Source organism: Chitinophaga sp. W2I13 (assembly GCF_050434005.1).
In the GTDB taxonomy this organism is placed as follows: domain Bacteria; phylum Bacteroidota; class Bacteroidia; order Chitinophagales; family Chitinophagaceae; genus Chitinophaga.
The window spans coordinates 1,869,187-1,879,941 of the sequence record NZ_JBNPWD010000001.1; the positions used below are offsets into that span (position 1 = coordinate 1,869,187).

Annotated in this window: 10 protein-coding genes; 5 read left to right on the forward strand and 5 right to left on the reverse strand. The window is 46.9% G+C overall.

The genetic code is table 11. The features are described 5' to 3' along the window. Positions 1-43 precede the first annotated feature (43 nt). The 4 genes from rny (at position 44) to QFZ48_RS07510 (ending at position 3,993) form a co-directional block, all read left to right on the forward strand. Positions 44-1,609, forward strand: coding sequence for a ribonuclease Y (gene rny / locus QFZ48_RS07495; RefSeq protein ID WP_370910991.1), 1,566 nt, complete (start codon positions 44-46; stop codon positions 1,607-1,609). 126 nt (positions 1,610-1,735) lie between these two features. Then, positions 1,736-2,347: a 3-keto-disaccharide hydrolase gene (locus QFZ48_RS07500; RefSeq protein WP_429044463.1), complete on the forward strand. Its 612-nt coding sequence runs from the start codon at positions 1,736-1,738 to the stop codon at positions 2,345-2,347. Positions 2,348-2,359: 12 nt separating this feature from the next. Beyond that, positions 2,360-3,148, forward strand: a complete 789-nt coding sequence (locus tag QFZ48_RS07505; protein WP_429044460.1) for an SDR family oxidoreductase — start codon at positions 2,360-2,362, stop codon at positions 3,146-3,148. A gap of 23 nt (positions 3,149-3,171) precedes the next feature. Continuing rightward, the gene (locus tag QFZ48_RS07510) at positions 3,172-3,993 is read left to right on the forward strand and encodes a purine-nucleoside phosphorylase (RefSeq protein WP_429044458.1); all 822 of its coding nucleotides are present in this window, start codon (positions 3,172-3,174) and stop codon (positions 3,991-3,993) included. 90 nt (positions 3,994-4,083) lie between these two features. On the opposite strand, the gene scpB is transcribed toward QFZ48_RS07510, so the two are convergent. The 3 genes from scpB to QFZ48_RS07525 form a co-directional block, all read right to left on the reverse strand. Beyond that, positions 4,084-5,313 carry an SMC-Scp complex subunit ScpB gene (gene scpB, locus QFZ48_RS07515; protein WP_429061794.1) on the reverse strand — a complete coding sequence of 410 codons (1,230 nt, stop codon included), beginning with the start codon at positions 5,311-5,313 and terminating at the stop codon, positions 4,084-4,086. A gap of 116 nt (positions 5,314-5,429) precedes the next feature. Next, the gene (gene atpG, locus QFZ48_RS07520; protein WP_429044454.1) at positions 5,430-6,314 is read right to left on the reverse strand and encodes an ATP synthase F1 subunit gamma; all 885 of its coding nucleotides are present in this window, start codon (positions 6,312-6,314) and stop codon (positions 5,430-5,432) included. Positions 6,315-6,482: 168 nt separating this feature from the next. Beyond that, the gene (locus QFZ48_RS07525; protein WP_079469564.1) at positions 6,483-7,064 is read right to left on the reverse strand and encodes a DJ-1/PfpI family protein; all 582 of its coding nucleotides are present in this window, start codon (positions 7,062-7,064) and stop codon (positions 6,483-6,485) included. A gap of 218 nt (positions 7,065-7,282) precedes the next feature. On the opposite strand from QFZ48_RS07525, the gene QFZ48_RS07530 reads away from it, so the two are divergent. Next, positions 7,283-7,801 (forward strand): hypothetical protein, encoded by a 519-nt coding sequence (locus QFZ48_RS07530; RefSeq protein WP_429061796.1) that lies wholly within the window; start codon positions 7,283-7,285, stop codon positions 7,799-7,801. A gap of 76 nt (positions 7,802-7,877) precedes the next feature. Here QFZ48_RS07530 and QFZ48_RS07535 read toward each other — a convergent pair whose 3' ends face one another. Next, positions 7,878-9,386 carry a TlpA family protein disulfide reductase gene (locus QFZ48_RS07535; protein ID WP_429044449.1) on the reverse strand — a complete coding sequence of 503 codons (1,509 nt, stop codon included), beginning with the start codon at positions 9,384-9,386 and terminating at the stop codon, positions 7,878-7,880. A 9-nt stretch (positions 9,387-9,395) separates the two neighbouring features. After that, on the reverse strand, positions 9,396-10,745 hold the full coding sequence (locus tag QFZ48_RS07540) for a RagB/SusD family nutrient uptake outer membrane protein (RefSeq protein ID WP_429044447.1): 1,350 nt from the start codon (positions 10,743-10,745) through the stop codon (positions 9,396-9,398). Between the last annotated feature and the right edge of the window lie 10 nt (positions 10,746-10,755).

Below are 10,755 nucleotides of genomic sequence, written 5' to 3' on the forward strand. Positions count from 1 at the left end.
ATGGGTATGAGGATACTACATAAATCAAGTATAAATAATTCATATGGATGTTACACTTATCACGACAATAGCTGCAGTAGTGGCATTGATCATTGGGATTGTGCTAGGTAAGGTGATTTTTGCCAAAAATACGCAGCATAAGATAGACGAAGCTGAACTACAGGCTAAAAAAATCATTGCAGATGCGCAGATCAGTGCAGAAAATCTTAAAAAAGACAGACTGCTGGAAGCCAAAGAAAAATACCTGCAACTAAAAAGCGAATACGAAAAAGACGTATTGCAACGCAACCAGAAACTGGGAGAATCGGAAAACCGCATCAAACAGAAGGAACAGGCATTAAACCTGAAAAACGAGCAAATCCAGAAGCAATTAAATGAAAATGAGGCGATCAAGGAAACCCTGAACCGCCAGATGGAACTGGTAACCATCAAACGTACCGAACTGGAAAAACACCAGGAAGAGCACATCCGCCGCCTCGAAAAAGTGGCCGGCTTAACCGCAGACGAAGCGAAACACCAGCTGGTAGAGAGTTTGAAAGAAGAAGCCCGCTCACAGGCCCTCTCTCATATCCAGGAAATCATTGAAGACGCTAAATTAAAAGCGAACAAGGAAGCAAAGAAAATCATTATCCAATCCATTCAACGTACTGCTGCAGAGCAAACCATTGAAAATACCATCACGGTATTTACCCTGGAAAGCGATGAAATCAAAGGCCAGATCATTGGCCGTGAAGGTCGTAACATCCGCGCCATTGAAGCGGCTACGGGTGTGGACCTGATTGTAGACGATACCCCTGAAGCCATCGTATTATCTTCCTTCGATCCGTTACGCCGTGAAATTGCCCGTTTATCCCTGCAACGCCTTGTTCAGGACGGACGTATCCACCCTGCACGTATCGAGGAAGTAGTAGAAAAAACCAAGAAACAACTGGAAGAACAGGTAATGGATATCGGTGAAAGAACCGTTATTGAACTGGGTATCCACGGCCTCCATAAAGAACTGGTACGCCTGGTAGGTAAGATGCGTTTCCGCTCTTCCTACGGTCAGAACCTGCTCATGCACTCCAAAGAAACCGCTAACCTTTGTGCGGTAATGGCAGCTGAACTGGGACTGAACCCTAAACTGGCCAAACGCGCCGGCTTACTGCACGATATCGGTAAAGTACCGGATGAAGAAACTGAACTGAGCCACGCTCTGCTCGGCGCCAAGCTCGCTGAAAAATACGGCGAACATGCCGCCGTGGTAAATGCTATCGGCGCCCACCACGATGAAATGGAAATGCAATATGTTATTTCTCCCATCGTTCAGGCCTGTGATGCTATCAGTGGTGCACGCCCCGGCGCACGCCGCGAAATCATGCAGAGCTACCTGCAACGTATTAAAGACCTGGAAAACCTGGCGCTTGCCCACGATGGTGTGGAAAAAGCCTATGCTATCCAGGCTGGCAGGGAACTGCGTATCATTGTAGAAAGTGATAAAGTTTCCGATGGAGACGCAGATCGCTTATCCTTTGAAATTGCCAATAAAATACAAACAGAAATGCAATATCCCGGCCAGATTAAAGTAACGGTAATCCGTGAAAAAAGAGCAGTGAATATAGCAAGATAGTTTTCTGATTTAATAATTCAGGAATTTGAACTTATATTGGAGTCCTCCGGTTTTACCGGTGGACTTTTTTTATAGATCAATGACTGATCTTCATTCACCTGAAAATCACTAAATCTTAGCAGTGTTATGAAAAAAACCTTTTTCAATTGTTTACTGGGAACCGCCCTGTTATTGGGCTCCGGCAGTGCATTCGCACAAAAAGCACAGTCTTTATTCAATGGTAAAAACCTCGATGGCTGGAAAGTATATGGTACAGAGAAGTGGTACGTGGAAAACGGAGAACTGATCTGCGAAAGCGGCCCGGATAAAGAATACGGCTACCTGGCCACCGATGGGCAGTACAAGGACTTTGAGCTGACCGTACAATTCAAACAGGAAGCCAATGGCAACAGCGGCGTGTTCTTCCACTCTTCATTAGATGGCACCAAAATCACCGGCTGGCAGGCAGAAGTAGCGCCGCCCGATATGCATACCGGCGGTATCTACGAATCTTATGGCCGTGGATGGCTCATTCAGCCCGATAAAGAGAAAGAAAAGTTCCTGAAAATGGGCGAATGGAATACCATGAAAGTAAAGGTGCAGGGCGACAATGTAACCACCTGGCTCAATGGTCATGAAATGATCACCCTGAAAGATGACAAGATTGGCGCGGCCAATGGCCAGATAGCCCTCCAGATTCATTCCGGCGGCGGTATCAAGGTAAGATGGAAAAACATCAAACTGGTGCCTTTAAAGTAAATACACCGTTGAATGCACTTTACGGATAAAGTAATATTAATTACAGGCGCCAGCTCGGGTATAGGCCACGAGCTGGCGCTTTTGCTGGCAAAGGAAAAAGCCCGGCTGATACTCGCAGCAAGGAATCAGCCCGCCCTGGAAGCCGTACGCAACCAATGCCTGCTGTACACACCCCATTGCGAAATATTGCTGATGGACGTAACCGATGAAGTCCAGGTAAATGAAGGCGCCCAACGCGCCCTTCAGTTTTTTGGGAAGATAGATATCCTCGTGAATAATGCCGGCGTTACGCAACGGTCCAAACTGATAGATACCTCCATAGCGGCTATCCGCCAACTGATGGAAGTGAATTTCTTTGGCGCGGTGATGCTCACCAAAGCCCTGCTGCCACATTTCAAAGAACAGGGCAGCGGCCAGATCGTGGTGATCAGCAGCATGGCCGGCCTTATGGGCTATCCCTGGCGCTCCGGCTATAACGCCGCCAAACACGCCCTGCAGGGATACTTCGAAACACTGCAAACCGAACAACCCATCCCCCGGTTATATACTACCATTGTTTGCCCGGGCCGCATACACACGCCCATTACCTATTCCGCCATTACTGCCAACGGCGAGCCTTACGGGAAAATGGACCCCGGCCAGGCGAATGGCATACCGGTTGACCGCTGCGCGCAGCAGATCCTCAGGGCCATGCATAAACGAAAAAAAATAGTGCTCATCGCCCGGGAAGAAAAGCTCCTGCTATGGATTAAAAGATATTTTCCACCACTGTTTTACGTGATTGCGCGCAAAGGGAATTAATTTGCAGCAAATTCAACAAACGTATGGACCTGTTACTGCAACAAATAGCTGCGGCTACCACCTATCTGCAATCCTTTTCCTTTGAACAACCGCGTGTAGGCGTAGTATTGGGCACAGGCCTCGGGGAACTGGTAAATCATATTAAAATAGCCCATTCCATTCCCTACCAGCAAATCCCTCATTTCCCTGAATCTACCGTAGAATCACATAAGGGCCACCTGATCCTCGGGCATATCGGCGATACACCAGTAATCGCCATGCAGGGCCGCTTTCATTACTATGAAGGCTATACGATGCAACAGATCACGTTCCCCATCAGGGTGATGAAAGCACTGGGCATCCAGCAGCTGCTGCTCAGCAATGCCGCCGGTGGTATGAATCCGGATTTTAAGAAAGGCGACCTCGTATTGCTGGATGATCATATCAATATGCAACCAGAAAACCCGCTGCGGGGGCTCAACTCACCGGCATACGGTCCACGCTTCCCGGATATGAGCTGCCCGTACCACCCGGAGCTGGGCAACAAATTACAGGCGGCTGCCGCCTCACTGGGCACCACGTTAAAAAAGGGTATATACGTATCCGTTATGGGGCCCAACCTTGAAACACGGGCGGAATACCGCTTCCTCCGCATGATAGGCGCAGACCTGGTGGGAATGAGCACTGTGCCGGAAGTAATTGTGGCCAATCAGCTGCAGTTGCCTTGTGCAGCAGTTTCCGTGGTAACGGATGAATGCGACCCGGATAACCTGCATGCCGTTTCCATAGAAGAAATTATTGCCGTAGCCGGCAAGGCGGATAAATTGCTGAGCGGACTTTTTGCGGGGGTGATTACCGGGTTGTAGCGTAGGTTGTCTTTCTCTGGATTACGCTGATTATACTGATTACTTTGAGTTTTTTAAATAAAACAGCGGCTTCGATGAGCCGCTGTTTCTTTATTTTTTTCCGGAATTGTCGTTTTTTTCGTCATTATCGTCGTCTTCATCATCTTCATCATCTTCATCATCTTCCTCTTCTTCCTCTTCTTCCTCCTCATCTTCCACACCGGGTCCGCTGACCACCAGCAGCTTTTCGCCTAAAATGGCATCTTCCATCATATCATCCGGATCTTTATCGCCATCGTCCTCATCATCATCTTCCTCAGTATCTTCTTCTTTCTCCTCTTCCACATCATCTTCTTTTTCTTCTTCTCCGGAGATGACATCTTCCACGATACCATCGGGATCTTCATTCTCTTCGTTGGGGCTATGAGTAGCGGTATCCTTTACGGCATAAGGGTCTTCGTCTTCTTCCTCCCCATCCTCTTCGGTGGTGCTGGTGTCGCTTTCACCTTCTTCTCCGCCGCTGAGTTCTTCATTTACTTCTTCAATAATATCATCAAAACGAACAATTTCATCGTCAGGTTCCACTTCCTCATCTTCTGAGGCGGGCGGCTCTTCTTCGACGTCCGGGGCGGGGGGGGCCAGGTGATCCAGCTGGTGATCGGGGTCCAGGAGTTCTCCGTCTTCCGACACCATCAGGGAATGGACTGTTTCCGCTTCGGCGGTATGGGTGTTGTGTTCTCCCCGGCCGAGGGTAGCGGTATCGTCGGTGATAAGAGTAGGTTGCACCATTTCCTCATCAAATAATTCTTTCAGTTTAGGCAAATCAGCTACGGAGCTGATGCCGAAGTAATCCATAAAGGAGCGGGAAACGGCATACAGCAGCGGTTTACCGGGTTGGTCTTCGCTGCGGCCGGTAATCACGATCAGTTCCTTTTCCAGGAGCTTCTGGATAGAATAATCGGTGCTTACCCCGCGGATATATTCAATTTCGCCTTTGGAAATCGGCTGCCGGTAGGCGATGATGGCCAGGGTTTCCAGGGCGGCAGTGGAAAGGCGTTTCAGGAATTTATCCCCGTTGAGCTGCGCCACTGTCTGGTAATACTCTTTTTTGGTGAGGAACTGGTAGCCTCCCCCGCTGCTACGTACTTCGAAAGCATAAAATTCAGAGTTGTATTTCTCCCTGATCGCCTCCATAGCGGCTTCCACCTGATCCAGGTTGGTACGGTCTTCCAGAAAAGCCAGTGCATTGTTGAGCAGATCCACTATTTCCAGCAAAGGTAACGGCCGGTCGGCGGCGAAAATTAATGCTTCCACGTGCGGGATGATCTGTGATATTTCCATACGTTAACAGGAGATGTGGATTTACAAAAAAGGTCAAAGACCGAAAATACAGTCTTTGACCCTAATCTGAAAATATTAATTCAGTTGTTGACTTAGTGTTAATAACCCCTCTATCCTTAGTTCGCCAATGCAGCCGCACCACTCACGATTTCTGTGAGCTCGGTGGTAATAGCAGCCTGACGGGCACGGTTGTAAGAGATCTTCAGGGAACGGAGCAATTCGCTGGCGTTTTCTGTAGCCTTATCCATCGCGGTCATACGGGCGCCATGCTCGGAAGCGTGGGAATCCAGGATGGCTTTGAAGAACTGGGTGTTCAGGATCTTAGGCATCAGTTCAGCAATCAGGGTATCTTTTTCAGGTTCAAAGATGAAATCCGCTTTCAGACCACTCTTTTCCTTATTTTCTACTTTCGCGATTGGCAGGAACTGCTCTGCTACAAAGATCTGCGTAGCAGCATTTTTGAATTCGCTGTAAACGATTTCAACGGCATCGTAAGTACCATCGGTAAAACCCTGCAGCGCTACTGCTGCCGCTTCTTTCACGTGATCAAAAGTAAGACTGCCAAAAAGCTGCCAGAACTTATCATTTACTTTGTAACCGTTCTGTACAAAGTGATCATATCCTTTTTTACCAATTGGTAAGATTTCTACCTGGCCCTGTTCAAACTGTTCAGCATACTTTTCGCGGATCACACGTTTAGCTGTTTTGATCAGGTTGGAGTTAAAGGCGCCGCACAAACCCCTGTCTGAAGTGATGACCACAACCAGTACTTTTTCAACCTGACGCTGAGCTGCCAGTGGTGTATCGATATTGCCTTCGCTGTTGGAAACAATATTCTGCAACATTTCCTGGAGCTTTACGGCATACGGACGCATCAGCATGATGGCATCCTGTGCACGTCTTAATTTAGCAGCACTTACCATTTTCATGGCTTTGGTGATCTGCTGACCAGATTGAATAGATTTGATTCGGTTACGAACTTCTTTAAGCTGTCCGGACATATATAAAAATCAATTACGAATTACGAATTATCAATGACCAATGCAGGGATAGCCTCCTGAATTTGGCTGCAAAGGTAAGCAATGGCCGTTTAATTTGAAAATCCATGGAAAGATAATTTAAACTTTCTTTCTTCTTCTGATAATCAATTGTTTACACATGTCTATCGATTACAGGGTGATGCTGGTTCCCAGTACCTGCAAAAACGCTGCAATCCACTGCGGATGAGCCGGCCATGCGGGTGCAGTTACCAGCTTGCCATCTACCACGGCCTCATAAACATTTACAGATACATAAGTACCTCCGGAAGCGGTTACTTCCGGCGCTACTGCCGGGTAAGCCGTCAGTTTCTTTCCACGTACCACATCGGCAGCCGTCAGAATCTGGATACCATGACAAACAGCCGCCACCGGTTTATCTTCCAGGAAAAAATGCCTCACCAGCTCCAGCACATTTTTATTCAGCCGCAGGTATTCCGGGGCACGGCCGCCGGCTATCACCAGCGCATCGTAATCAGCGCCGGCCACATCGTTAAAAGTGGCATTCAACACAAACCCATGACCCGGTTTTTCACTGTAAGTCTGGTCTCCTTCAAAATCATGGATGGCCGTTTTGATTTTATCTCCTGCTGCTTTATCCGGACAAACCGCATGTACATCATGACCAATCATCTGCAGCATCTGGAACGGAACCATTGTTTCATAATCTTCTGCGTAATCTCCTGTCAGTAATAATATCTTTTTCTGTGCCATAGAATTGAAAGTTTTATTGCGTTAAAAAAGGCTGATGAAGATACGCATTTAGCTTTTAGCAAAAATGCAGCAAACGATCATGATGTGATCCCCTGCTGCATTTTTTTATTCCCGTAATATTTTTTGTTTAAATTCGGCTATGGGTTTATAATTCAGGCCATTAAAGTTTTCATGTTAAGCTCATCATTACCCTATATCAAAGCAAATTCCAGATAGAAATGAAACAATTAACCTATTTTCTTACAAAGAAATTTTATCTGCCACTGTTATTTCTGGGTGCCGTAAGTTTCGGACCAGGGTGTCAGAAAGCAAAACACGCCGATCCCTGTGAAGACGTACTGAGCGAAGGCATGCCTACCCAGGTGGGATTGATATTTATAGATGGACAAACAGGAGAAAATATTCTTTTGTCAAAAAATATTGATACTGCCACTATAACAATTACTCCGGAGCCGGCAGATCTTCCCTCAGAACGGGGAGTGATAGAAAAACGACCGGGGGCGCCTATGTATGGATCACTGATTTTTCATATTGCTGATACAAAAAAGGGCGCATTCAAATATAAAATAAACATTCCCACAGTAGGAAGTGCTACCCTGTCTTATATTAATAAGGAAATAAAATCAGACAGTAAATGTAAACCGTTTTATATCAGTGTAACTGATCCGGTAATTGAGGACCATCAGTTTACAGTTTCCAGCACAAACTCCCGGCTGATATTTAAAATAACGCTTTAATTTTCATTTCATCATAACCGGTAACTGCTACTCATAAAATGCAGTAGCAGATACCGGTTTATTTAATTGCCGGCATTTATCCTTCCGCCAGCAATTTATCCAACAATGCCCGCAGCGCAGGATTGGAAGGCCGCAGCGCATCAGCACTCACAATTTTCCCATCGGGCCCTATCAGTATAAAACGCGGAATGGCATTGATATTGAATTTCTGGATGAAATCAGATTGAAAATCTTTATCCGCCAGCAACTGTATGCCTTTCAGGTTTCCTTTCTGCACAAAATCTATCCATTTTTGTTTGTCTGCACTTTTGTCTACCGACAGGCTTACAAACCGGATCTTTTTGTGTTCATACAATGCTTCTATTTTCGACAAATGCGGGATTTCCATTTTACACGGACCGCACCACGTTGCCCATACATCAATATAAACATACTCCCCGCGTAAATCTTTCAGGGAAACTTTTTTGCCATTAACATCTTCATAAGAAAAATCGGGAGCAGGCGTGTTATCGCTGTAAGTATTGGCATTGCGGTAAATTTCCCGGATCTCTTTCAGGTAAGCAGGATGCTTTGCACTAGCCACGTAACTGTTATACAAACTATCCCGCACCTGTTTATCCTTCAGCATTTTTAAAGCATTCCGGGTGCCGGTATAAGTGTAGTACTGGAGCATAAAAGAATCGCTGATTTCGCCCTTTGAAATATACAATCCCATCAGGGTCCGTATATTATTGTCTTCTACAGATGCTTCAAATAAATGTCTGTACTTGTAGTACTGAATAGTAGAAAGATACCGATCCAGCACCTCCCTGTACCAGGCGGATTGTTGAAACAATGCAGCATCATTCTTATCCCAGTCGCTCATTGTCAGTTTATCCAGCAGCGCACGTTCTGTGCTGTCAAGCCTTTTCACATGCATGGCGCGGCCTGCTTCCTGCATGAGCCGCTGGTATGCTGTATCTTTCCGGTTACCGGTTTCCATCAGTTTATAAAACGCCTCCTGCTTCTTCAGGTCCGTTCCGTAATAGAGGCTGTAGTGGGCTAATACATATTTACCGTAGTACGCCAGGTCCTTACCGGCCATCTCCCGGAAAAATACGCTGGAGGATTGGTCAAACAAATGTTGTCCATCTTTTACGAAAGCATCCATCTTACCGATAAATTCCGGAACAGGGGTATACAAAGCTTCCTGCCCAAGCATATGCTCGGGGTCGGTGGCTACATATTTGGATAATGCTTTCCGTGCGTCTGCAGTGGCATTGTTTTCAAAGCTGCCCTTGCCGCTGAAGCGGTAGGTACTATCCGGCGCCAGTGCCATCTGAAGCTGGTAGCCAGGCTCCAGGTATACCTGCCCCACGCCGGTGAGGGAATAAAATCCCTTTGCAGGCAGGGCTACTTTTGAATGAAAGGTGCCGTCTCCATTTACAGGAATCAGCAGGTCGGCGCCGGTCATATTTTTCAGGTGCAGCGGTGTGGTAATATCGTTGCCACTCAATTTTCCTGAAAGTGTAGTAGTCATTTTCTGCGCAGCAGCAGTTGTAAACAGCAGTGTGCAGGATATCAGTACGGGAATAATATTTTTCATATAAGATGATTAACGGTCATTTAATTGCATGTCTGGATTAAATTGTTGTACGCGTGCGGGGATCTGGAAAACATACTTCTTGCTGCCTGGTTCCAGCGTGGCTTTCAAAGCGCCGGTGCCGTGCACTCTGCGCTCTACCAATGGCATCCGGCCTTCGCGGTCGAGGCGTTTCATATCCATCCAGCGTTGCCCGCGGAAAGCCAGTTCCCTTCTGCGTTCCTGCAACACTTTCATTAACGCATCTTCCTTTCCCGTGGCAGTCAGCGGCGTATAAGCGTCTGTTTTAAACCGGTATTTCCGCAGCTCATTCACGATGTTCATGGCGGCCTCGATTTGATTATCACGCGCCAGCACTTCTGCTTTTGTCAGGTGCATTTCCTGGAACGTTGTGCCAAAATTGGCATAGCCGTTTGTGCCGGAAAAGTAATAGTCATCAGGAAAGTCGTCAAACGCATAAGTGAGCAACAGTTTCCGGAGATCACCGGGTTCGTATAAATCACTCAGCGCGTGTTGCATGCCCATCATAGAAGGGATCGTATAATCCAACGAACCGCGTTGCCATAGTACTTCCGGGCTCAGGTCCGTTTCCGGGAATGAGTAAGGATCTTCGTAATCATTATAATTAACCATGCTGTGCGGCGCCGTTAATGCCAGGTCGGTATACTTTTTCGTTTTTTCATAATCCTGCATGTAGAGATAGATCCTCGACAGCAAACTATACGCAGCGTACTTTGTGGGCCGGTACTTGTTGAGATTAGTGAGCGGCAGCGATGCGATGGCATCCGTTACATTGGTAAGGATCGTATCCAGCGTTGTTTGTACAGAAGACCGCGGCGGCGTTTTATCGGTCACATTCGTGCTTCTTACCAATGGTAAACCCGGATCATTGGCAGCGGTGGCCGGATTATAGGCTTTTGCAAACAGCGTCAGCAACATGAAGTAACAATCTGCACGGATCACCAGCGCTTCCGCCAGTGTGGAAGCACGGGCTGCCGGCGTACCATCTGTGGTAGCCATTACATTATTGATGATTACATTGGCATTGTAAATAGTGTTATACAGATCGCCCCACGCTGCGGGATTCTCTTTTTCATTCTGGTCAATGCCAGGGCGCCAGTAATAAGCATTGGCTGGCGGTACTGTGCTCAGGTCATCAAATTCCTCGTAATAATCGTCTGTACAATACAACAATGCAGGCGGAAAAGTAAGCGTCATTGACCTGGAGTTCAGCATCAGTTGGTAGTCGCTCAGCTTCTCCGGAATTACGATCCCTTTTGGCTTCACTTCCAGGAACTTATCACAGCCGGAAAAAGCAGCGATGGCAAGTAAAAGGATAAAGACAATATTGATTGATCTCATAGATGAATGA